Genomic DNA, 22,175 nt, shown 5'->3' with positions numbered 1-22,175 from the left:
ATGTAAAAGGGCTGTTTCTACCTGAGAAACAGCCCTTTTAATAAGGTGTATGTTGGCAGGGAGATATCAGAACCAACTGGTGTTTTGTTCTTCTTCCTCCGGAGGTGTGGTTACGTCTGCAGCTGCAGTTACCCTGGCTTCTTCTGTTTCGCCGGCATGGTGTGGGGCCTCGCTTTTTTGTACGGGAGGTACATTTTTGCGGATAGCGCCTTCCACTACGGCTCCTTCTTCAATTTCGAGTACCATCGCATTTACATCGCCCTTTACCAGCGCTTTATTGCTGATATGTGCTTTGTTACTGATGTAAACATCGCCATACACTTTCCCGTGTACTACCAGGTCGGTAGCATAAATATGGCCACGTATACTTGCCGTTTCACTCACTACCAGCTTACCACTGGTTTTTACATCGCCCCGCACATGTCCATCAATCCTTCCGGAAACAGAAGCGTCAATACTGCCATTTACGGATACGGTTTTAGGGATACGGAAAGCTCCGGGTACAATTATATTTCGGAAAATATGTCTGACGTTGATCACGCGTTAAAGTTAGAGGGTGACAGGATTCGGATTGATATTCGGATTAGGCGTAATGCTGGGAGTGTGTTGTAACTGGTCATCAAAGGTAGAAATGATAGAACTGGAGTTGCCAAGATCTAATCCTACACTACGTTGTGGCTTATTATCTGAAATTCTCAATGAGTTGTAAAGGTATCCGATACTCATCAGTTTTTCTGGCTCAGGAGCTACCTCCACCGGGATAAAGTCGCGGAATTCTTCTACAAAGGCGTCGGTCAGCTCACGATAATGTGCACCACCACCCATCAAATAAATTTTTTCGCAGGTTTCAAAATCCAGGTCTGTGAAATAACTACGCATCAGCGGAGATACTACCTCTTTGTAATATTGCGTCAATACGCCCTTGCGCATATCACGCAAATCAATGCGTTTACGATTGGTGAAAATGGAACCTTTCATAAAGGCGTCATCTACCTGGTGCTCATTTTTCATTTCCAGGTAATGTTTCTGGTTCAGCTCACGGGTAAGGTTGTTGATCGCATAACGAATGCCATGCGAGCTGAAACAGGTACGGTGAATCAAACCATCACCAGTAGCCATGCCACCTTCAATGGTACCAAAACCAAAACTGATCGCGATGAAATTATCCAGCTGAGGCTCGTTAATAGTTTTCTTCAATCCAATGATTCCGCCTACAATTTCAGGGATTACCTCATACTTCTCAATATCAAACATTGCTTTTTTGAAGGAGCCTTTGGTATTGTAGGTTTGGGTATCGTAATCGATCAGGAAATGTCTTTTACTCAGGAACTGCTCGGCAGCCGTCTTGTAAATGTTGTAGGTAGAGAAAGGGAAGCCAACGGTGAGCGCAATAGGTTGCTGTACTTTATCAATAGTATTCAACAAAGCCGCTTTGAATAATATTTCATAATCCTCTTCTGAGGGAGCCGCATTGGTGACTCTGCCAGGATTGATACCACCTCTTTTGGCCAGGTTGCCCACCAGGTACCAGGTATCGTCCTTTTTAATTTTTAATCCATTGAGTAGGTCCTTACTTGAGTTTTCTGTGTTTCCAAATGCGGTCTCAAAAACGCTTGGGAAGCTGGTAGTTGATACTTTCATAGTACTGTGTTGTTAGCCGTGACTCTCCTGCGGAGGGTTTTCATCGGGATTGAAATAGCGGTTAAAGATATTAATTATTAGAACAAAGGCATGACACCTGGCGAATTTACGATAAAAATAATACAGGGGGCTTGAATTTCAAAATAGAACGGCACACAGCTGTTTACGTCGGCCTGGTGTCATAATAAAATCCATTTCCGGACGTTATATACACGTCCCCTTTTCCTTGCCTATACTCACGCTCATACTCATTTACATGAAGTACCTGCTATCTGCAGCCTGTGTTGTGCTCCTGGCTTGTCATTCTTCTCAAAAAGTGTATACGGCTCCCGCAGTAGGAGCAGAGGCGCAATTTGACCGGGGACTACGACCCGAGAAACATCCCAAATATCTCTTTGATAAGAAAACAATGAAAGATATGCAGAAACAAGGCAGCGTCACCGGCTATTCCGCCAAACGCCGCCATACCGGCCCCACTATTCCAATACCCGGTAAAGACGGTAGTGGAAAGGACAGTACCGCTGCACCTGCAGATAGTGGAAGGGTAGTGATCGACTCCTTAAAAACACCTGCAGATACCACCCGGCAGCCGTTCTAACCAACGCACACATCAGTCACGCATTTTCATACTAATTCCCTACATTTGAAGCGATCGCTTTATTTAGCTTATGAGAAGATATTGTATTTTACTGTTGCTGCTGGGAATAGCGCAACAAATCATCGCGCAAACCCCATTATACATGCCCCTGAGCATCAGGAAGGCGTACGACCAGCAAACCCGGTCTTATAGTGGTGCACCCGGGACTAAGTACTGGCAGAATAAAGCCGCATACGATATTCGCGTGTCCTTCGATCCTGCTACCAATCTCATATCAGGTACCGAACAAATCAGCTATACCAACAATAGCCCCGATACCCTGAATATGGTCAACATGAAACTGTTTCCCAATCTCTTTCAGAAAGGCGCGGTCAGAAGCATGGGCGTTTCCCCGGATGATCTGACAGATGGCGTAGTTATTAAAAACCTGAAAGTGAATGGTACCGATAAATCAATGCCGGCAACTACCCGTGGTACCAACATGCCAATGAGCATCCCGGCATTGTTCCCCGGACAAACCGCCCGCTTCGACCTGGACTTTTCCTATACACTCAATGAAAACACCCATATCAGAACAGGGTCGGTAGATACCGGGGCCTACTTCATCGCCTACTTTTTCCCACGTATTGCGGTATACGATGATGTCAACGGCTGGGATATGATCCCTTACATCGGTACACAGGAATTTTATAACGATTTCAGTGATTTTCGTGTAGCCATTACCGTACCAGGCAACTACCAGGTTTGGGCTACCGGAGATCTCAAAAATACCAGTGAGGTATATGCCGACAAATACGTCCAACGCATTGCTACCGCTGAAAAAAGTAATGACATCATTGCCGTAATTGATAGCAACGATATCCGGGAGGGCAACATCACCCGGAATAAAAATAGCCAAACCTGGCGCTATGAAGCCGATAACGTCACCGATTTTGCCATCGGCCTCAGCAACCATTACCTTTGGAACGCTACCAGCGTAGAAGTAGATGCTACCACGAAAAGACGTACCCGCGTTGACGTAGCCTTTAACGCTGCCCACGCAGATTTCTTTGATGTGGTGCACTATGCCCGCATCACCGTTGACAAAATAAGTCACTACTTCCCTAAATGGCCTTATCCCTACAATCACGAAACCGTGTTTGATGGCCTGGATCAGATGGAATATCCCATGATGGTGAACGATAATCCGCTCGCAGATAAGGCACAGGCGATTGAGCTGACTGACCACGAAATATTTCATACCATCTTCCCCTTTTATATGGGAACCAACGAAACACTGTATGCCTGGATGGATGAAGGCTGGGCCACTATCGGAGAATGGATTATTTCGCCCTGTATAGACAGTAACATCGTAGATGATTATGGCATGGCTCCTTACAACAATATAGCCGGTAAAGCCGCAGACCTGCCCATCATGACACCGTCTAATCAAACAACAGACGCTTACGTCACCAACGCTTATCCTAAGCCCGCTTTGGGCTACCTGTACGTAAAAGATATGCTGGGCGATAGCCTTTTCCTCAAAGCATTGCATCATTATATTACGCAGTGGCATGGGAAACATCCGCAACCCTACGATTTCTTCTATTGCATGAATACCGGTGCAGGAAGGAATATGGACTGGTTCTGGAAAAGCTGGTTCTTCGATAATGGTTATCCTGATCTGGGCATCAGCAAGGTAACGCAGAAAGGAAAGCAAGGGATCATTGAGATCCGTTCTATCGGCAATAAACCGGTACCTATTGATGTTACCGTTTTGTTCGACGACAATACCACCACTAAAATTCACCGGAGCATTGCGGCCTGGGAGAAGGGAAATAAAACAGTATCACTCGCGCTTACATCTCCCAAAAAAATAAAAAAAGTAACACTGGGTAGCACCTGGGTAGCGGATATCAATAAAAGAGACAATGTTTACGAAGTAAAGTAAGCTGAAAGCATAAAGCGTAAAGCAAAAAGCTATTAGAGCGAATGATCAAAGCGTATTTATATTCGCAATGGTCATTCGCTCTAATAGCTTTTTGCTTTACGCTTTATGCTTTCAGCTTACTTACAGCTTGTCATAATACAAATAATACACCTTCTGATAACTGCCTCCTACAATACCTAATCCTCCCTGCGTATTGCTACGGAGTTGTATGGCCTGGATAAGACTGTTAAGGCCCGGATTACGCTTCACTTTTTCGTAGGTAAGCAGGAAGTCGTAGTACTCCCTGGAAACAGATTTTACATATACCAGTACCCTTCCTACCGGGGCAATGGCTTCGGCAGGATTAGTACTGAGTGCAGTGGCATTGATATAGAAATAGGTGGTCAATGGTTTGCCTGTCTGGGTAAAGAGAATACTGTTATAGTTTTCATTGAGTCCTCCTACCTGGTTGTTGTCTGCATTTTCGTCCTGTGTATAGCAAGGGATACGGAGATAGTCGTTCAGGTAAAAGCTGTCTTTTTTAATGGCTGCACCAGGAAGGTTTTTGGCCCGCTCATACAGATCCGGTTGTTCGCTTTTCCGGTACCTGACGCCCTGGTAGGTAAAAGAGGTATCTACGTCAACAGTTTGTTTCAGTGCTTCCATCACCACATATTGCTTTACTCCCGGCAACGGATATACGGTAAGATGAAAACGTAATACGGGGCGTCCGTTCAGTAGTGAGCGGAGTGTATCCAGCAGCTCTACCCGGAAAGGAGGAGGGATAGAAGCCATGGCAGTAATGGGTTTCAGCTTAGGGATGTCTACCTGCAGCTTATAATTTTTACCGGCTTCCAGTTTGGTTTTGCCCCGGTAAAGCCCCATTACGTTGGAGGTGTCTTTTACATACGACAGTATTTCCAACGGTTGCCCGTTCTTGTCCATGAGCTGCACATTGGCATTTTCTACCAGCTGAAACCCGTTGTCGAGAAAGGGCCCCGATACCGGTTTACTTTGGCCTACACGCACTTCCGGTAAACTATTGGCTACCAGTTCAGCGTAAACAACACCCCGGGGCGGCGTCTTACTTTTCGGCAAAGGAAGTTCCTGCTCGCATCCCTGCAGTATCACACTCGCAACCAACAATAATAGCATCAGGTACTTCATGATTAAAATTTGAAGGTGTAACTCAGATATGGTAATGCCCGGAACAAGCTGTATTGGTATAACTGTAACGGGTATATGTCATCAAAAGCAAAATAAGAAAACTGGTCAAAACTCACAATAAATGGATTACTGCGGTTATAGATGTTGTAAACGCCTCCTGTAATGACATGCTGGAATCGTTTTTCATTTCCCAGGTTGAGCGTGGCGCCTACATCCAGGTGATGTACCGGGTTTAGGCGGTAGTTGTTTAGCCGGGCTATATATGGAAGATAGTTAACCTGGCTGGTAGAAAACGGAGAATAACGTTCATCCAGGTAGCCTTTGATATTCCGGCTCCAGTCGAAGTCCGGGAATATTTGCAATGGTAGTGTAAAAGGAGCGCCGGAGGCAAACTTATAAGTAGCAGAAACCGTCCACTTTGGATTAAACTGGTATTTAAGTGCCAGGGAAATATTATGTCTCCGGTCTTCTTTATAAGGATACATCTTCCCACCGTTTAACCGGTCAAACTGCCGCCAGGCCCAGGAAAGCGTATAAGAGAAAATGCCGGTGAACCGTCCCTGGGTTTTTTCCAGCAATAGTTCACTGCCATAGTTATAACCATTCCCCGCAATTACTTTTTTCTCCCACAAATCCGAGTTATCAAAGATATTCAGTACGGTGTTGGTGGTAACAATGTTTTTGAGCTGTTTGTAATACAGGTTCACATTGAACCGCCAGTTGCTCTGCCACTGGCGTTGATAGGCCAAACCATAGGAAAAAGCCTGTTCAGGCTTGATATTTTCGGTACTGGGTACCCATAAATCCGTTGGTAAATTGATTACCGGGGTAGTCAGCTGGTGCACAAACTGTGTCATTTTTGCAAAAGACAGCTGTACATACTGTGCTTGTGGAAGTTGCCACCGCACCATTAAGCGTGGCTGCAAACTGGCGTAAAAGGAGCTTTTCTGCGCAAGTGCCCCCAAATGTAGCCCTGGTCTGATGATGAGCCGGTCATTTAATAAACTCAGTTCATCTTCTCCGTAGACAGAAAACTCCGACATGTAATAAATAGGCGCTTTCCGTTGTTGGGCTTCCCCGGCAGAAATATTGTTATGATACGCAGTAGGCGCAAAGTTGTGATAGGTATAACTGCCGCCGAAGGAAATATGTTGCCAGTTACTCAGGTTGTATTCCGTTTCGTTTTTAATCGCAATATCCCGCACCCTGGAAACACCTTTACCTTTTACAAATAAGGAGTCGAAGAAGGAGAGGGGGATAATGGAGTTTTGGGTGAATACATTGTAGAAACGGCTATAAGTGGCAATGGTATTGGTGAATATCTTCGGACTGATTACCCGGGTCCATTTGGCTGCCGCTGTAATATTGCTCCAGTCAAAATTGTAGTCGTCAAACAGTTGTATCACCGGGTTGCTGCTCTGGATAAACATTTTGTCCTGCCCTTTATAAAAGCTGATGTACAACCGGTTCCGGTCATTAATCACCTGGTTCAGTTTGAAGTTAATGTCGTAGAGGTAATATTTTCCATAGTCAGAGAGATACCTGCTGCCATACAACGCATCCACGAGCGAACGGCGGAGCGATAGAGAGGCGGAGCTTTTATCTTTTACGATGGGGCCTTCCAGCAATATATTGCCAGACACGGGGCTGAGTTTGAAGCTACCATGCCAGGTTTTCATATTACCGTCCCTGGTGCGGATGTCCACAACAGAAGACAGCCGCCCACCGTATCGTGCAGGGAAGGCATCTTTATATAGCGACACATCTTTCACGGCGTCTCCGTTAAAGATGGAAAAAAGTCCAAACAGGTGACCGGTGTGGTAAAGCGGAACACCATCCAGCAGGTAGAGGTTCTGGTCTGCGCCGCCGCCCCTGATCAGTAAATTGGCGCTGCTTTCCAGGGAGCTGCTGGTACCGGGGTACAGTTGCAGGGATTTGAGTACATCCTTTTCGCCCAGTAAGGCGGGAAAGCCGGAAACATAGCCTACGGGCATGTTGATAGCGCTTTGCTGTGAGGCAACGTCTTCATGTTCTCCTTTTACCACCACTGTTTGTAACGTGCTTCGAGGCTCCAGGTGGATGTCCAGCTGTCCTTCATCGGGAGGAGGGAGGTGCTGAAACACAGGTTGGTAGCCAACATGAGAAAATACAATGCCCTGGCAGGAATCGGGTACCTGTAAACTATAAAATCCAAAAGCGTTGGTCTCCGTGCCTTTCCGGGTAATGGGATCATATACGGAAGCGTTGATGATCACCTCATTGCTGCTGGCTTCCTTTACGAAACCACTGATAGTATAATATTGGGTTTGCGAATTCTCCCGCAATAGAAATATTTTGCCATTTAGCGCTGCGGCCTGGATGCCGGTTCCCTGTAAAATGGTATTTAAAACAGCGCCGGTAGTTTGTTCGTTGCCATTTAGCTGTACTTTCTTATTCAGGTGCAGGAAACTGGAGCTATAGGAGATATTGATCCCGGTACTTTTTTGAATATGTTGTATAAAAAACAGGATGGTGCCCTGCCGGGAAGGAGGTGCGTAGGCTTCTTGCAATAAATTGCTTTCATTGTTCTGCGCTTGTAGTAAGCTGGTGCAGAACAATGAAATAAAACAGAACAGGTATAAAAAACGATAAAAAAAGTTACTGGCTGATGACGATGGTATCGCCGTTTTGTTGGTATTTAAACCCAAGCAATAGTTGTAATTCATGCAAAACATCATCACAGGACTGATCCCGGAACGTGATCGTAGCTTTTTGCTGCGAGGCGGTTGCGCGGTATTGATCATCAATCCTGATTTCTTTTGCGTAAAAGTCGGCTAATTGTGGCAATATTTCAAGAAGAGACTCATCATTAAATTGCAAAATGCCGGTTTTCCAGGCAATAAAATTCAGATTGTTGTTGTTGCGGGCATATAATTGCCCATTTCCCCAGGTACCTTTTTGTCCGCTGCCCAGGATGAGGGAGGTAGTATCCCCTTCCAGCCCGAGTTTTACACGGCCCGAAGCAACAATAACAGCGGTGCTGTCTTTCCCTGTTTGCACAGTAAAGGAAGTACCCAGTACTTCTATCACTGATTGGTTAGGCGTTTTTACGAGGAAGGGGTGGGCGGGGTCATTGGCGATCTCAAAAAATGCTTCACCTTCCAGTTCCACAATGCGTTGATCGTGATGGTAGCCATTCAGGTAGCGGATACGGGCGCCCTGACGCAGGGTGACGGTAGATTTATCTGGTAATTCCAGGCTCTTTATTTTGCCATCGTTAGCGGCCAGCTCATGTTTTTTCAGGCTGGACCCGCTTTCCAGCCACCAGGCGCCTCCTGTCAGCAGCAATATAATAGCAGCGGCGGCGGCATACTTTGTATAAAGTGATTTGATCCGGGAAACGGGTGGTTGAATGGCCTGGTTGGTTTTATCCCAGGCTGCCGCGGTGTTGTATGGTCGCCGCGGTGTGCCGGATGCATTGGAACTGTCCTTCCATATGGCAGCCAAAGCATTGAACTCAGCCTGGTTTTCGGGCGAGGTATCCAGCCATCGTTGTAATTCCGCAGATTCTGCGTTGGTACATTGACTGGATAGCTTTTTAGCTATAAGTTCATACAGGTAGGTGTCAAAATGCTCCATAGTTACTTTACAGTGTGCTCTGATTAGATAACGCTCGTTTGTGTGACAACCCTCTATCAGGGCATTAATATTTTCAACAAAAAAAGAATACTGACAGGCAGCCCGTATTGTTGCAGGTATTTCCTCAATAGCTTCAATGCCCGTCCCATATAGTTTTCAACGGTTTTGGCTGAAAGCCCCAGCTTGGTAGCCGCTTGTTGGTGAGTCATCCCATTAATCCGGCAACTGGTAAATACTTCCCGGCATTGTGGCGGTAAATTGGCAACGGCCTCGTAAATTAATTGCTCATAGTAAGGCTTGGCATTTTCTATCTCTTTGGCATCCGGATCTTCAGTACTATCTGTGATCCATTCAAAACCCTTATTTCCCGCCTCTTCCGTGTTTAGCTTGCGTAATGCAGAAATAGAATTATTACGCACTGCACGGAAAAGGTAAGCTTTTATATTTGGTATACCAATCAGGCTTTGATGTTTTTCCCAAAGCTTGATAAACGTTTCCTGCACCACATCTTCTGCCGCAGCATCGTCTTTCAGGAAACTATAGGCATAGTTACATAAGTCATTATACTGTGAATGAAATAGTTCTTTATATGCCTGGTAAGAAGGTGATGTAAGCATTAACCTTCACGATATTTTAATATATGAAATGATCGTTGCGAAAGTAACTATCTTTTTGAAAAGAATAAACAACTAAGCAATAGTAATTTATCAACGTCCTATAAAGATTTTTCAAAAGAGGAATAGAGGGATTTTTGTTTTCCTGCGTTGTCAATCATAACAGCTATGCCTATATGTTTGTAGAAGTACTCGTTTTTTTTAGTTGTGTTTTTTTAAAACCAGGGGTTGCATAAGGTTCTGTGCAGCCCTTTTTTATCCCTATACCATTTTAACTAATCATGATGCTGTTTTGGATTATTTTGCAATCCATTGCAACGACTTGTAATTTGGGCGTTGTTAAATAAAAGACTCCGGCATGTATAGCTATTGGACGAAACACTTTACTACAGGAATTATAGGGGCAGCATTGGTGGTAACTGCTGCCAGCGCCCAGCAACCGGCCACCATCTACCACGATGGCTGGATCGATTTTAATAAAAATGGCCGCAAAGATATTTTTGAAGATCCCCGGCAACCCATTGAACAACGCATCCAGGACCTGCTCTCTCAAATGACCCTGGAAGAAAAAACAAGCCAGATGGCTACACTCTATGGCTATGGTCGTGTGCTGAAAGATGAAATGCCCACCCCCGCATGGAAACAGGAAATATGGAAAGACGGTATCGCCAACATAGATGAAGAACTGAATAGTTTGCCATATAATAAAAAAGCTAAATCTGAATACTCTTTCCCTTACAGTAAACATGCTGCAGCCATCAATACCATACAACGCTGGTTTATAGAGGCTACCAGGCTGGGCATACCTGTTGACTTTACCAACGAGGGCATACATGGTTTGTGCCACGACCGTGCTACACCATTATGTGCGCCTATTGGCATCGGCAGCACCTGGAACAAAGACCTGGTAAGCCGCGCCGGACATATTGTTGGAAGAGAAGCTAAACTCCTCGGTTATACGAATGTATATGTCCCCATCCTGGACCCCGCCCGTGACCCGCGCTGGGGCAGAGTAGTAGAATGTTATGGGGAAGATCCTTTCCTGGTGGCCGAACTCGGGAAACAAATGACGCTCGGCGTACAACAGGAAGGCGTAGCCGCCACCCTGAAACATTTCGCCGTTTACAGCGTCCCCAAAGGAGGCCGCGACGGAGACGCCCGCACCGATCCTCATGTGGCCCCCCGCGAAATGCACCAGGTATATCTTTACTCTTTCCGTCGCGTGATCATGGAAGCGCATCCCATGGGCGTTATGAGCAGCTACAACGACTGGGATGGTGTGCCCATCACCGGCAGCTATTATTTCCTCACCCAGCTACTGCGACAGGCATACGGTTTCACCGGCTATGTGGTATCAGACAGCGAAGCCGTAGAATACCTTTTCAGCAAACATCATGTAGCGGCAGATTATAAAGATGCAGTCAGGCAATCTGTAGAAGCCGGATTGAACGTTCGGACCAACTTCACACCGCCGGAACAATTCATCCTGCCACTGCGGGAACTGGTGAAAGAAGGAAAAGTATCCATGGCTACCATCAACAGCCGCGTAGCGGACGTGCTGCGCGTGAAATTCCGTCTTGGCCTTTTCGATCACCCGTACACCGATCCCAGGCTGGCAGACAAGGGTGTACACACCGCTGCCGACGAAGCCTTCGCACTACAGTTGAACCGGGAATCGCTGGTATTGCTGAAAAATGAAAAAACAACCCTACCACTCAACCGGCAAAAAGTGCAACGCATCCTGGTAACGGGCCCCCTGGCCGCCGCTACTACGTATGCAATAAGCCGTTATGGTCCGTCTAACAATAAAGTGACTTCTGTACTGGAGGGCGTCACCCAACTTGCCGGCAAACATATCACCGTCAGTTATGCGAAAGGCTGTGATGTAATAAATCCGGGTTGGCCCGGCACAGAGCTGATTCCTACACCACTGGATAGTACAGAAAGCGCCGGCATAGCCGAGGCCGTAAATAAAGCACAACAGGCAGATGTGATCATCGCCGTAGTAGGGGAAGATGAGAAAAGAGTAGGAGAAAGTCTTTCACGTACCAGCTTATCGCTGCCTGGCCGTCAACTGCAATTATTGCAGGCATTGCATGCCACCGGCAAGCCCGTGGTGGCAGTGCTGATCAATGGCCAGCCCCTCACCATCAACTGGGAACAACAAAACCTACCTGCTATCCTGGAAGCCTGGTTCCCCGGTCCACAGGGAGGTACGGCCATTGCGGAAGCTTTATTCGGCGATTACAATCCCGGCGGCCGTTTGTCGGTTACTTTCCCGAAATCCACGGGGCAAATAGAACTGAACTTTCCCTTCAAACCAGGATCCCATGCCGGACAACCATCTTCAGGGAACAACGGCTACGGCAACACGAGCGTAAATGGCGCCCTGTATCCCTTCGGCTATGGACTTAGCTATACTACTTTTGGCTATGACAACCTGGTGGTAACGCCCACCAAACAGGCCTCTCAGGGTGATATTCACATCAGCGTTGATATCACTAACACGGGTAAACGAAAAGGCGACGAGGTAGTACAACTTTACCTGAAAGATAAAGTAAGCAGTGTAACCACTTATGTGATGCAGTTGCGCGGCTTCGAACGCGTCTCCCTGGAACCCGGTGAAAAGAAAACGCTCTCATTTACGCTACACCCTGATGACCTGGCCATACTCGACCGCAATATGAACTGGACCGTGGAACCCGGCGAATTTGAAGTGTTGATTGGCGCCTCCTCAGAAGATATCAAATTGAAGCAGGAATTTGTAATAGAATAACAGCAGCGGATTTTGTCTTTATACAGGATTATACTGATTAGACTGATTTTTATCTTTAGAACTTTGAAAGATTGAGAAGATTAACGAAGATGGGAGCGTATATTGCTCACCTGTCTACGTTCATCTTTTTTTAATCAATAAAATATAATCAGTGTAATCAGTGTAATCAGTCTAATCCTGTACAAAGACAAAAATCCGCGTGAATCCGTATTTTTATACAAAACCATGCAATATGTCCGGAACCTTTTCCAAACTGAAAAACGCGTACCACCTGTTGAAGAGCATCGACTTCAATATGCTCGCCAAACTCTCAGAAAAAGTAGACCTTCCCAAGGTGATGGCGTCCGTGGCACAAATGGATGATACCCAATTGAACGGCCTGATGAAGATGTTAAGCAGCCGCGGTCCCAAAAAGGCGCTACCGCCTATTGAAGGCGATTTCTACGACCTCGGCGGCAAGCTCAATGCAGACGACCGGGCGCTGCAGTTGAAAGTTCGGGCGTTCATGGAAAAAGAGATAAAGCCACTGGTGAATGAACATTGGCTGAAAGCCACCTTTCCATTTGAAATTATTCCCAAATTCAGGGAACTCAATATTTGTGGTGTCACCTATGAAGGCTATGGTTGTCCTAACCGCTCTTTTCTCATGGAAGGTATAATTGCCATGGAAATGGCCAGGGTAGATGCTTCTATCGCTACTTTTTTCGGTGTGCAAAGTGGATTGGCAATGGGATCTATTTATATGCTGGGATCGGAGGCGCAGAAGCAGGAATGGTTACCCGGTATGCAGCAATTGAATCTTATCGGCGCTTTTGGATTGACCGAGCCGGGAGTAGGCTCCGGTACGGCCGGAGGATTAACTACTACGGCTAAACGTATGGGTGATACCTGGGTGCTGAATGGCCAGAAAAAATGGATTGGCAACGCCACCTTCGCTGATGTAATCGTGATCTGGGCCAGGGATGTGGATGATAACCAGGTGAAAGGTTTCTTGTTGAGAAAAGATACACCCGGTTTCAGCGTAGAAAAAATTCACGATAAAATGGCGCTGCGCATTGTACAAAACGGGCTGATCACCTTAACGGATTGTCGTATTGCAGAAGCAGACCGGTTGCAACAGGCCAATTCCTTTAAGGATACCGCAAAAGTGCTGCAAATGACCAGGGCTGGCGTTGCCTGGGAAGCCGTAGGCTGCGCTCGTGGTGCTTACGAAAACGCATTGTCGTATACCCGTACCCGTGAGCAGTTTGGCAAACCGATTGCCGCTTTCCAGCTAATACAGGGCCACCTGGTAGAAATGTTATCTAATCTCACGGCCATGCAAACCATGGTGTACCGGTTGTCTGAAATACAGGATGCCGGGCAATTGAAAGATGAACATGCCTCTCTGGCTAAAGTTTTCTGCACGCTGCGCACCCGTGATGTGGTGAGTCGCGCCCGCGAAGTGATGGGAGGCAACGGCATACTGCTGGAGTACAATGTAGCACGCTTTGTAGCGGATGCTGAAGCGATTTATTCCTATGAAGGCACCAAGGAAATCAATTCCCTGATTGTGGGGCGGGCGATTACCGGATTTAGCGCTTTTGTCTGAAAAATGTGAAATCTTTTTTATAGTTTAAGCGCCTGATTGCGGAATATGCCGCAAGGCTCATTTAATCAATACCCGTTATGAATTCATCTAACCGCCGTAATTTTCTCAGGAACGTATCACTGGGAAGCCTGGCTGCTATCAGTATTCCAGGGATTGTATCGGCAGCTGTGGCGACAGAGAAACCTAAAAAAATAGCACTCAAAAAAGAGGGTGTTATACTATTCCAGGGTGATTCCATCACAGATGCCGGTCGTAAAAGAGACCATGATGAACCCAATAGCAGTGCAGCATTGGGCAATGGTTATGCGCTCATGGCAGCATCTGCATTGTTGTTCAAACATGCGGATAAAAATCTGAAGATATATAACAAGGGCATCAGCGGAAACAAAGTATTTCAATTAGCCGACCGCTGGGACATTGATTGCCTGGTCATCAAGCCGGATGTGCTGAGTATCCTGGTAGGCGTAAATGACTACTGGCATACAATAAATAATAATTACAAAGGCACTGTTCAAACATACCGGGACGATTATGATAAACTGCTGGCGTGTACCAAAGCAGCCCTGCCGGACGTACAGCTGGTCATCGGGGAGCCTTTTGCGGTAACCGGTGTAGCAGCTGTGAATGAAAAATGGTATCCAGCATTCGATGAATACCGCGCAGCAGCGCGCGCTATCGCCGATAAGTACCAGGCAACCTTCATTCCTTACCAGGCGATTTTTGATAAAGCACAACAGGCAGCCCCTGGTGTTTACTGGACGGGTGATGGGGTACATCCCAGTGTAGCCGGTGCACAGCTCATGGCGGAAGCCTGGCAGCAATGCGTAAAATAATATACCTACCTTCACACCACGTTGAAAAGCGTGGTGTGAAAATATCTCCTCCCAACCACTACCCAATTTTCTGATTAAGTACTTCTACTGAGTTGTGAAACGGTGCAGCACAATAGCTTTGCACTCATTAACCCCTTTTGTTTCACATTAATTTAAAAGTATGAAAAAAGTATTTAACAGATTTGCTGGCGATGCCACGTTATTCCTGGTTGCTATTATGGCGGTATTGTTTTTTACACAATGTAATAAAGACAAAAACAAGCCGGCAAACGGAGGTATCAGCAGCTCGTTTCTCGTGGGCAAAAAATGGCAGTTGAAGGAAATGACCATTAACCCTGGGATCGACGATGGACAAGGTGGTGTGATAACCGATATGTATACGAATGGCCCCGCGTGTATAAAAGACAATTTTACTGTTTTCAATGCTGATGGTACAGCTGTACAAGATGAAGGCGCTGATAAATGCAACGGCACCAGTCAGACTACCACCTATAATTGGAAATTGAAGGACGATGGTACCCTGGAAGGATTTTCAATAGATGATGAATTCACAGGTACTTATAAAGCGGTCAAAAACAGTGATACCAAGGTTACTATCACAGCTACAGGTAAATTTGACGGGGAAGCGGCTGTGCATACATTAACAATGGTAATAGCAGCTATTTAATCCATTAAAAACGGTTAGCACTCAATTTCATAAGCAAGGATACCTTCAGGTACTGCATATCCTGTTGGTCATATTGGCGCCACAGCTTCCTTTTTAGGGAGCTGTCCCTGTTTGGGTGTTGCACGGAGCGGCGCCCCATTCTCCCGTTTTGGCTGCTGCTATACACAATAACGGTCACAAGGAGGCCATCAAATAACGGCTAATAAATATTAATATCTGTATGCCTGGTGGGCATAAAGGCAACACAGCTTCCTGTTCAGGAAGCTGTACTTTTATCTACCCATAACATTTATTACATTTGTTTCATTACACGAAATTCCAGTTATGAAACAATTTTGCATTTTACTAATGATGATAGGAATGACTACCGCTATTAGCGCCCAGCAACAAACCATACACTTGTGGCCCGGCACCGTGCCGGATGAACCGGCAGCGAAACAGCCTGCGAAGGTAGCCGCTGATGGAAGCAATAATGTAAAACGTTTAACAGACGTAACAGACCCTTTACTGGAAGTGTTTCCGGCACCTGCGGGGAATAACACCGGCATTGGTGTAGTAGTGTGTCCCGGTGGTGGTTATAACATCCTGGCCATTAACCTGGAAGGATACGAAATAGCTGCGTGGCTCAATAAACTCGGATATACGGCCTTTGTACTGCAATATCGCGTGCCTCAGAAAGAAGCCGGCGCCTTGCAGGATGCACAACGTGCGATGCGTATTGTGCGCAGCCGTGCGGCAGAATGGGGAGTGCAACCTGATAAGATTGGTATGCTAGGATTTTCAGCTGGTGGTAGTCTCACTGCGAGAGCGGCTACCTTATATAACGTGCATACCTATACGCCATTCGATAAAGCAGACAGTCTCTCTGCCCGTCCGGCTTTTGGTGTATTGCTTTACCCTGCCTATCTTGATAAGGGGGAGAACCGGACCCTCACACCGGAGCTGAAACCAGACAGCCAAACACCTCCCATGTTCCTTTTTGCCACAGCAGATGACTTCTATGGCAATAGTGCCCTGGTAATGGCCGGCGCCCTGCGCGATGCCAAAGTTGCGGTGGAATTGCATTTTTACGCCAAAGGAGGCCATGGATACGGATTACGCCCGGGTAACCCCGCAGCAGAAGCCTGGCCCGGACTCCTGGAGAAGTGGCTAAAAATAGCCATGAAATAAAGTTTGGCGAAATTATAACTTGCCGGATATAGCTTTCCAAGTAAATAATTCTTTAAATTGGCAGCGTATAAAACCTGTTACTATGGGAATTTTTGATAAGCTCAGGAACGAATTTATTGACATTATTGAGTGGACAGACGCGTCCACGGACACCATTGTGTGGAAGTTTCCCCGCTACCAGAATGAAATAAAAATGAATGCAAAGCTTACTGTGCGCGAGTCACAGGTGGCTGTTTTTATGAATGAAGGTAAGATTGCCGATGTTTTTCAACCCGGCATGTATACGCTGACTACACAAAATATGCCTGTACTGAGTACCTTACAGGGATGGAAATACGGCTTTAACAGCCCATTCAAAGCTGACGTGTTCTTTGTGAGCATGCGGCAATTCATCAATCAGAAATGGGGAACAAAGAATCCGGTGATGCTTCGCGATGCGGAGTTTGGACCTTTGCGTGTCCGCGCTTTTGGTAGCTATGCTTTCCGTGTGAAAGACGCCGGCTCCTTCCTGAAAGAGGTATCCGCTACTAATCCTGAATTTACAGTGGAAGGGATCAACGAGCAGCTGCGCAACCTCGCGGTATCCCGCGGTATGGAAGCCATTGCAGAAGCTAAGATCCCAGTACTGGACCTGGCTGCTAATTACGAAGAAGTATCTGGCCAGATCACCGGGAAAATCGGATCAGAGTTCAATGAACTGGGTTTGGAACTGACCAAATTCCTCATCGAAAACATTTCCCTGCCACCCGAAGTAGAAGCTGCACTCGATAAGCGCAGCAGCATTGGCATTGTGGGCAACCTGGGAGCATATGCCCAGTTCCAGGCCGCCAATTCCATGGAAAAGGCAGCCGAAAACCCCTCCGGTGGCGGACTCGCTGCAGCGGGATTAGGTGCCGGTATGGGCGCAGCGATGATGGGACAGGTAGGAAACATCTTCCAAAACGCCAATAATCAACAGGCTAACGCAGGTGGCGCACCACCACCATTACCAACAGCCGCTCCATTTTACGTAGCTGTAGATGGTAAACAAAGTGGTCCTTTTGACCAGGATCAACTGCGCCAATTGGCCGCAGCCGGTAGTCTCAATGCACAAACACTGGTATGGAAAACCGGTATGGCCGCCTGGTCTGCCGCATCTACCGTTCCGGAATTGGCACCAGTATTAGCTACTGTGCCGCCACCATTACCATAAAACTAAAAAAAACGGCTGTAGCAAAGCCCAGGGTGTTGTGATAACACAACAATTTGCCGCATGCTACAGCCGCTCCCAAAATATTCCTATGTCTTTTGAGGAAAAAACAAGTGAGACGGTCAATTCACTAAAATGCCAGAACTGCGGAGCAATACTGCACTATGCACCAGGTACCAATAGCCTGAAATGTGAATACTGCGGTACAGTAAATCAGATCGAAGAAGCCACATTACCGGTAGCCATTCAACCGGTGGATTATGAGCAATTTATAGCAGAACAGAAAAATCATACCGAAACTACCCAGGAAGCAGTAGTGGTGAAATGCACCGGTTGTGGTGCCTCTACTACTATGCTGCCCAATGTAACGGCCGATTCCTGCCCATTCTGCGCCTCTCCGCTGGTAGTGGATACGGCCCAGACTACGGCCATTCTCCAGCCACATTATGTACTGCCTTTCGTGGTAAAAGATAGTGAGGCTGTACAGTATTTCAGAAACTGGATGAGCAAACTCTGGTTTGCACCATCAGATATGGTGAAGAAAGTAAAAGACGGCTCCTCTCAACAATTGAAAGGCGTATATATTCCTCACTGGAGCTACGATACAGATACTGATACCGAGTATACCGGCCAACGGGGCGAATATTACTACACCACCGAAACGTATACAGAGGAAGTGGACGGAAAAACTGAAACCCGCACCAGGGAGGTAAGGCATACAGCATGGTATCCTGCTTCCGGTAGGGTAAATAACAACTTCCGGGATATATTGGTATCTGCCAGCCCTTCACTGCCATTGAAAATGGCGGAAATCCTGGAGCCCTGGCTGCTGGATCAGCTCAAAAAATATGATGGACGCTACCTGAGTGGCTTCCGCGCTGAACTGTATCAAACCAATGCAGAACAAGCATTGGTAGTAGCCAAGAAAAGAATGGATCCCGTTATCCGGGAAGAAATCAGGGATGATATTGGGGGAGATGAACAAAGCATCGACAACTATGATGTGGAATACAATAACCTGGGCTTGAAATATCTCCTGCTCCCTGTTTGGATAAGCGCTTATCGCTATAATGGTAAACTATATCATTTCGTGGTAAATGCCTGCACAGGTGAAGTAACCGGTGATCGTCCATACAGTTGGATCAAAATCGTAGGATTGATACTGCTGATTATTCTCGTAATCATTGTGATCTATTCAATAGCACAATCTAACTAATCATTTTTTAGATAAACTGGTGACGTCGCTTTCCTCTTTAGGAAAGCAGCGTCACCAGTTTTTTTTCGCGCTGTGGGGAAATCCATCTACAATGTTTTGTGCCCGCTACTTTGGAAGTGATTCTTTGTAATGCTTGCTGGTATAGTGTTTTAGTGAGGTCGCTTTTTCGGGGTACCGTTTTTGCAAAGTTGGTCAGTAGTAACAGACACACGTATTACGAACCCAAAACAATGCATCATGAGGAAGTTAGTAATCTTATCAGCAACATTCTTAGCCGTTTGGATGACACAATCCTGCGGTAACAATGCAAAGAATCCACAGTCTGAAAAACCGGTAGACAGTGCGCAAGACATCAATCAGACGGTAAAACCAGTAGATGAAAAATCATCACAATTTGCAGTGGATGCGGCTAACGCCGGCATGAAAGAAGTGGAGATGGGAAAACTGGCACAAGAAAAAGCACAAAATCAAAAAGTGAAAGCTTTTGGTACCATGATGGTGAATGATCACTCCAAAGCAGGGGATGAGCTCAAGGCCCTGGCACAAAAAGAAAACATTACACTCCCGGCGGAATTATCTACAGAAGATAAAAAACACATGGAAGACATGGCGAAGAAAACGGGGAAGGACTTTGATAAACACTACATCGATATGATGGTAGAAGGCCATGAAAAGGTGGTGAGTGAATTTGAAAAAGCATCCGATAATGTAACGGATGCAGACCTGAAAACATGGGCGCGCAATACCTTGCCTACTTTGAAAGCGCACCTGGATTCCGCCAAAGCCATTCAAGCCAGTTTAAAAAAATAGCGTAACAGATTTTCAGTGAATCACGGGAATTGCAACCGTAGCTTCAAGGGCCAGCTCCTTGAAGCTTTTTTTAATGAGGAAGCCGCGATTTCAACGCGCCATATACCCAGGTACCGGCAATGGCACTGAGTAAAGTAACACCAACAACGGTAAAGCCAATACCAATTTGGGCAAACAACGGCCCCGGACAGGCACCCGTAATGGCCCAGCCCACGCCGAAGATCAGCCCCCCAAAGATTTGTCCTTTGCTGAATACTTTCGGCGCCACCACAATAGGGTCTCCGGCGATTGTTTTTACATGGAACCGTTTGATCAGTTGCAATGAAATAATGCCGGTTACTACGGCTGTACCAATGACACCATACATATGAAAAGAAGTGAGCTGGAACATTTCCTGTATGCGGAACCAGCTGATCACCTGTGCCTTCACCAGCACAATACCAAAGAAAATACCTGCTATCAGAAATTTGATGTTCTTCATCTTATTGGAAGCATTTAAAGAGATAAGGGATCAATACATTCGCACTGAAGAAACCACCGGCCATAAAGCAGCAGGTAGCCACCAGTGAAGGCCATTGGAGGTTTGATAACCCCATGATGGAATGTCCGGATGTACAGCCCCCGGCATAACGGGTACCGAAGCCAACCAGGAAGCCCCCGAATACAAAGAAAATCAACCCTTTCCAGGTGAACAGGTTCGACCAGCTGAATATTTCCGATGGCAGCAGGGCATGGTAGTCATGTACCCCGTAGCTGGCCAGTCGTTGCTGTGTGGCAGCGGCTACCCGTATGTCCTGTCCATCCTGTAAGTAATGCCCGGCCAGGAAACCTCCCAGCAAAATGCCTGCTGCAAAAAAAAGATTCCAGGATTCCTTTTTCCAGTCATACTTGAAGAAAGAGATATTAGCCGGAAAACAGGCAGCGCAAATATGCCGCAGTGACGAAGAAATGCCAAAGGCCTTGTTGCCCAGTATCAACAATATTGGTACCGTGAGACCAATCAAAAGCCCGGATATAGACCAATGCCAGGGCTGCTGGATAAATTTTAATAGTTCCATGGAGATAGTTTTATTAAATGAAATTACGAATTACGAATTACGAATTACGGATTTGTGGGGAGATTATAAACGCGAATAGTAACAGTCGCTATAATCTCCCCACAAATCCGTAATTCGTAATTCGTAATTCGTAATTCCTCAAAGTAGATCATTATACTCCGGATGCCTTTTCATATAGGCATTCACGTAAGGGCAGTACGGTTTTACCTTCAGGTGATTTTCCCGCGCATACTCCAGTACATATTTGGCCAATTGTCCGGCAATACCCCGGCCTTCCAGTTCTGGCGGTACTTCTGTGTGCACATAGGCAATGCCACCGGGAAACAAGGTGTAGGCAATGAGGGCCGTATGGCCATCTACTACAGTTTCAAACTGATGTTTGGCAGTATTGTTTTGAATAGTTAATTCCATAAAGTTGTAGCTAAGGTGGTGATGTATGGAACAGTTCCTGTTGCAATTACTCAGGACTTGTCTGAAAAATTGATTTTTGTGTGGGTCCCATCACAGTATGGTTTGTTGGAGGATGCACCACAGCGACAAAAAGCGGTTACTTTGTTTTTGCGGGTTTCCTTGCCATTAGCATCCCGCACCACAATATTGCCATATACCAGCAACGGGCCGTTAGGCGTTGGTTCTACAATGCTTTCCGCAGAAATTTGCGGCTCCACACCGCCTTTCGCTGCCACATCAGCGTTCATGAAATACGTGAGCGCACCCGAAGGGCATTGCTTTACCTGTGCCACAATCTGTTCAGTAGTAGCCGCGTCTGCCTGGATCCAGGGCTTTTGATTGGGATTGAATACCGCGGGAAGACCATGAAAACAAACCTCTGAATGGATACAGACATTTGGCTTCCATACAATGGTAACCTCTCCGTTGGTGTAGTGCTTGGTGATGTCTTTCATGGTTTAAACAGCTTTTGTATTCACTATAATAGGGTTGGTCAAAGCTTTGTGAACAGGGCAGGAGTGGGCAATTTCTAACAGCCTGGCCCGTTGTTCTTCCGTTAGATCGCCTGTAAAATGCACTTCCATATCTATGACGGTGGTAAGCGGATTAGGTTTGGCGGCACTATTATAACGCAACTCAATCTCGATATTCTCCAGGGGCCACTTCTTCCGGTTGGCATACATTTTTACCGTAATCGCGGTACAGGCAGCGAGGCTGCTCAATAGTAACTCACCGGGCTGTGGTCCGGTATCGCCGCCACCCACTTCCTCGGGCTCATCTGCCAGCCAGCGATGATCTCTTGCGCTGATGGATACCTGGTAGGGATGCCCTGATAAATTTACTTTTACTTCCTGGTCCATGTGTTTTA

The 22,175-nt window shown here is 46.4% G+C and carries 21 protein-coding genes; 10 read left to right on the top strand and 11 right to left on the bottom strand.

The features are described from left to right. Positions 1–66: 66 nt before the first annotated feature. Both AC5ZC7_RS13170 and AC5ZC7_RS13165 read right to left on the bottom strand, forming a co-directional pair. Positions 67–540 carry a polymer-forming cytoskeletal protein gene (locus tag AC5ZC7_RS13170; protein WP_496161772.1) on the bottom strand — a complete coding sequence of 158 codons (474 nt, stop codon included), beginning with the start codon at positions 538–540 and terminating at the stop codon, positions 67–69. A gap of 9 nt (positions 541–549) precedes the next feature. Continuing rightward, entirely contained in the window at positions 550–1,641 is a 1,092-nt protein-coding gene (locus AC5ZC7_RS13165) for a ParM/StbA family protein (RefSeq protein WP_496161771.1), read from the bottom strand. A 256-nt stretch (positions 1,642–1,897) separates the two neighbouring features. On the opposite strand from AC5ZC7_RS13165, the gene AC5ZC7_RS13160 reads away from it, so the two are divergent. Then, the gene (locus AC5ZC7_RS13160) at positions 1,898–2,239 is read left to right on the top strand and encodes a hypothetical protein (protein WP_496161770.1); all 342 of its coding nucleotides are present in this window, start codon (positions 1,898–1,900) and stop codon (positions 2,237–2,239) included. 70 nt (positions 2,240–2,309) lie between these two features. After that, entirely contained in the window at positions 2,310–4,169 is a 1,860-nt protein-coding gene (locus AC5ZC7_RS13155) for a M1 family aminopeptidase (protein ID WP_496161769.1), read from the top strand. A gap of 120 nt (positions 4,170–4,289) precedes the next feature. Here the strand turns inward: AC5ZC7_RS13155 and AC5ZC7_RS13150 are convergent, their stop codons facing one another. The 4 genes from AC5ZC7_RS13150 to AC5ZC7_RS13135 all read right to left on the bottom strand — a co-directional run bounded on the left by AC5ZC7_RS13150 (position 4,290) and on the right by AC5ZC7_RS13135 (position 9,550). Further along, on the bottom strand, positions 4,290–5,315 hold the full coding sequence (locus AC5ZC7_RS13150) for a DUF4249 family protein (protein WP_496161768.1): 1,026 nt from the start codon (positions 5,313–5,315) through the stop codon (positions 4,290–4,292). A 2-nt stretch (positions 5,316–5,317) separates the two neighbouring features. After that, complete coding sequence (locus AC5ZC7_RS13145; RefSeq protein WP_496161767.1) at positions 5,318–7,864, bottom strand: carboxypeptidase-like regulatory domain-containing protein; 2,547 nt, start codon at positions 7,862–7,864, stop codon at positions 5,318–5,320. An 88-nt stretch (positions 7,865–7,952) separates the two neighbouring features. Continuing rightward, entirely contained in the window at positions 7,953–8,933 is a 981-nt protein-coding gene (locus AC5ZC7_RS13140) for a FecR domain-containing protein (protein WP_496161766.1), read from the bottom strand. A 56-nt stretch (positions 8,934–8,989) separates the two neighbouring features. Beyond that, a complete protein-coding gene (locus AC5ZC7_RS13135; RefSeq protein ID WP_496161765.1) occupies positions 8,990–9,550 on the bottom strand; it encodes an RNA polymerase sigma-70 factor in 561 nt (186 codons plus the stop codon). Between the two features lie 355 nt (positions 9,551–9,905). Between AC5ZC7_RS13135 and AC5ZC7_RS13130 the strand changes: the two genes are divergently transcribed. From AC5ZC7_RS13130 to AC5ZC7_RS13095, 8 genes are all read left to right on the top strand, one after another. Next, entirely contained in the window at positions 9,906–12,323 is a 2,418-nt protein-coding gene (locus tag AC5ZC7_RS13130) for a glycoside hydrolase family 3 C-terminal domain-containing protein (RefSeq protein WP_496161764.1), read from the top strand. Between the two features lie 232 nt (positions 12,324–12,555). Further along, on the top strand, positions 12,556–13,914 hold the full coding sequence (locus AC5ZC7_RS13125) for an acyl-CoA dehydrogenase family protein (protein ID WP_496161763.1): 1,359 nt from the start codon (positions 12,556–12,558) through the stop codon (positions 13,912–13,914). 77 nt (positions 13,915–13,991) lie between these two features. Beyond that, a complete protein-coding gene (locus tag AC5ZC7_RS13120) occupies positions 13,992–14,747 on the top strand; it encodes a GDSL-type esterase/lipase family protein (RefSeq protein ID WP_496161762.1) in 756 nt (251 codons plus the stop codon). A 160-nt stretch (positions 14,748–14,907) separates the two neighbouring features. Continuing rightward, positions 14,908–15,414 carry a hypothetical protein gene (locus tag AC5ZC7_RS13115; RefSeq protein WP_496161761.1) on the top strand — a complete coding sequence of 169 codons (507 nt, stop codon included), beginning with the start codon at positions 14,908–14,910 and terminating at the stop codon, positions 15,412–15,414. Between the two features lie 324 nt (positions 15,415–15,738). After that, on the top strand, positions 15,739–16,584 hold the full coding sequence (locus AC5ZC7_RS13110; RefSeq protein WP_496161760.1) for an alpha/beta hydrolase fold domain-containing protein: 846 nt from the start codon (positions 15,739–15,741) through the stop codon (positions 16,582–16,584). An 82-nt stretch (positions 16,585–16,666) separates the two neighbouring features. Next, positions 16,667–17,776: an SPFH domain-containing protein gene (locus AC5ZC7_RS13105; RefSeq protein ID WP_496161759.1), complete on the top strand. Its 1,110-nt coding sequence runs from the start codon at positions 16,667–16,669 to the stop codon at positions 17,774–17,776. Positions 17,777–17,864: 88 nt separating this feature from the next. Next, positions 17,865–18,989 carry a zinc finger domain-containing protein gene (locus tag AC5ZC7_RS13100; RefSeq protein WP_496161758.1) on the top strand — a complete coding sequence of 375 codons (1,125 nt, stop codon included), beginning with the start codon at positions 17,865–17,867 and terminating at the stop codon, positions 18,987–18,989. A gap of 237 nt (positions 18,990–19,226) precedes the next feature. After that, positions 19,227–19,799, top strand: a complete 573-nt coding sequence (locus tag AC5ZC7_RS13095; RefSeq protein ID WP_496161757.1) for a DUF4142 domain-containing protein — start codon at positions 19,227–19,229, stop codon at positions 19,797–19,799. Between the two features lie 70 nt (positions 19,800–19,869). On the opposite strand, the gene AC5ZC7_RS13090 is transcribed toward AC5ZC7_RS13095, so the two are convergent. The 5 genes from AC5ZC7_RS13090 to AC5ZC7_RS13070 all read right to left on the bottom strand — a co-directional run bounded on the left by AC5ZC7_RS13090 (position 19,870) and on the right by AC5ZC7_RS13070 (position 22,167). After that, the gene (locus AC5ZC7_RS13090; RefSeq protein WP_496161756.1) at positions 19,870–20,280 is read right to left on the bottom strand and encodes a DUF6691 family protein; all 411 of its coding nucleotides are present in this window, start codon (positions 20,278–20,280) and stop codon (positions 19,870–19,872) included. Position 20,281: 1 nt separating this feature from the next. Continuing rightward, complete coding sequence (locus AC5ZC7_RS13085) at positions 20,282–20,857, bottom strand: YeeE/YedE thiosulfate transporter family protein (RefSeq protein ID WP_496161755.1); 576 nt, start codon at positions 20,855–20,857, stop codon at positions 20,282–20,284. A gap of 138 nt (positions 20,858–20,995) precedes the next feature. Then, positions 20,996–21,268, bottom strand: coding sequence for an N-acetyltransferase (locus AC5ZC7_RS13080; RefSeq protein ID WP_496161754.1), 273 nt, complete (start codon positions 21,266–21,268; stop codon positions 20,996–20,998). 50 nt (positions 21,269–21,318) lie between these two features. Further along, on the bottom strand, positions 21,319–21,762 hold the full coding sequence (locus AC5ZC7_RS13075) for a (4Fe-4S)-binding protein (RefSeq protein WP_496161753.1): 444 nt from the start codon (positions 21,760–21,762) through the stop codon (positions 21,319–21,321). A gap of 3 nt (positions 21,763–21,765) precedes the next feature. Next, positions 21,766–22,167, bottom strand: coding sequence for an OsmC family protein (locus tag AC5ZC7_RS13070; RefSeq protein WP_496161752.1), 402 nt, complete (start codon positions 22,165–22,167; stop codon positions 21,766–21,768). Positions 22,168–22,175 lie beyond the last annotated feature (8 nt).

This window comes from Chitinophaga sp. 9-1-y, from assembly GCF_059511905.2.
The sequence above is the reverse complement of the archived record's forward strand: the minus strand, read 5'-3'. Positions and strand labels throughout refer to the sequence as shown.

Excerpts from the sequence above, each read along its gene's own strand:
- AC5ZC7_RS13165 (WP_496161771.1), bottom strand. The coding sequence starts at position 1,641 with ATGAAAGTATCAACTACCAGCTTCCCAAGCGTTTTTGAGACCGCATTT.
- AC5ZC7_RS13160 (WP_496161770.1), top strand. The coding sequence starts at position 1,898 with ATGAAGTACCTGCTATCTGCAGCCTGTGTTGTGCTCCTGGCTTGTCAT.
- AC5ZC7_RS13155 (WP_496161769.1), top strand. The coding sequence starts at position 2,310 with ATGAGAAGATATTGTATTTTACTGTTGCTGCTGGGAATAGCGCAACAA.
- AC5ZC7_RS13150 (WP_496161768.1), bottom strand. The coding sequence starts at position 5,315 with ATGAAGTACCTGATGCTATTATTGTTGGTTGCGAGTGTGATACTGCAG.
- AC5ZC7_RS13140 (WP_496161766.1), bottom strand. The coding sequence starts at position 8,933 with ATGGAGCATTTTGACACCTACCTGTATGAACTTATAGCTAAAAAGCTA.
- AC5ZC7_RS13135 (WP_496161765.1), bottom strand. The coding sequence starts at position 9,550 with ATGCTTACATCACCTTCTTACCAGGCATATAAAGAACTATTTCATTCA.
- AC5ZC7_RS13130 (WP_496161764.1), top strand. The coding sequence starts at position 9,906 with ATGTATAGCTATTGGACGAAACACTTTACTACAGGAATTATAGGGGCA.
- AC5ZC7_RS13125 (WP_496161763.1), top strand. The coding sequence starts at position 12,556 with ATGTCCGGAACCTTTTCCAAACTGAAAAACGCGTACCACCTGTTGAAG.
- AC5ZC7_RS13120 (WP_496161762.1), top strand. The coding sequence starts at position 13,992 with ATGAATTCATCTAACCGCCGTAATTTTCTCAGGAACGTATCACTGGGA.
- AC5ZC7_RS13115 (WP_496161761.1), top strand. The coding sequence starts at position 14,908 with ATGAAAAAAGTATTTAACAGATTTGCTGGCGATGCCACGTTATTCCTG.
- AC5ZC7_RS13110 (WP_496161760.1), top strand. The coding sequence starts at position 15,739 with ATGAAACAATTTTGCATTTTACTAATGATGATAGGAATGACTACCGCT.
- AC5ZC7_RS13105 (WP_496161759.1), top strand. The coding sequence starts at position 16,667 with ATGGGAATTTTTGATAAGCTCAGGAACGAATTTATTGACATTATTGAG.
- AC5ZC7_RS13100 (WP_496161758.1), top strand. The coding sequence starts at position 17,865 with ATGTCTTTTGAGGAAAAAACAAGTGAGACGGTCAATTCACTAAAATGC.
- AC5ZC7_RS13095 (WP_496161757.1), top strand. The coding sequence starts at position 19,227 with ATGAGGAAGTTAGTAATCTTATCAGCAACATTCTTAGCCGTTTGGATG.
- AC5ZC7_RS13090 (WP_496161756.1), bottom strand. The coding sequence starts at position 20,280 with ATGAAGAACATCAAATTTCTGATAGCAGGTATTTTCTTTGGTATTGTG.
- AC5ZC7_RS13085 (WP_496161755.1), bottom strand. The coding sequence starts at position 20,857 with ATGGAACTATTAAAATTTATCCAGCAGCCCTGGCATTGGTCTATATCC.
- AC5ZC7_RS13080 (WP_496161754.1), bottom strand. The coding sequence starts at position 21,268 with ATGGAATTAACTATTCAAAACAATACTGCCAAACATCAGTTTGAAACT.
- AC5ZC7_RS13075 (WP_496161753.1), bottom strand. The coding sequence starts at position 21,762 with ATGAAAGACATCACCAAGCACTACACCAACGGAGAGGTTACCATTGTA.
- AC5ZC7_RS13070 (WP_496161752.1), bottom strand. The coding sequence starts at position 22,167 with ATGGACCAGGAAGTAAAAGTAAATTTATCAGGGCATCCCTACCAGGTA.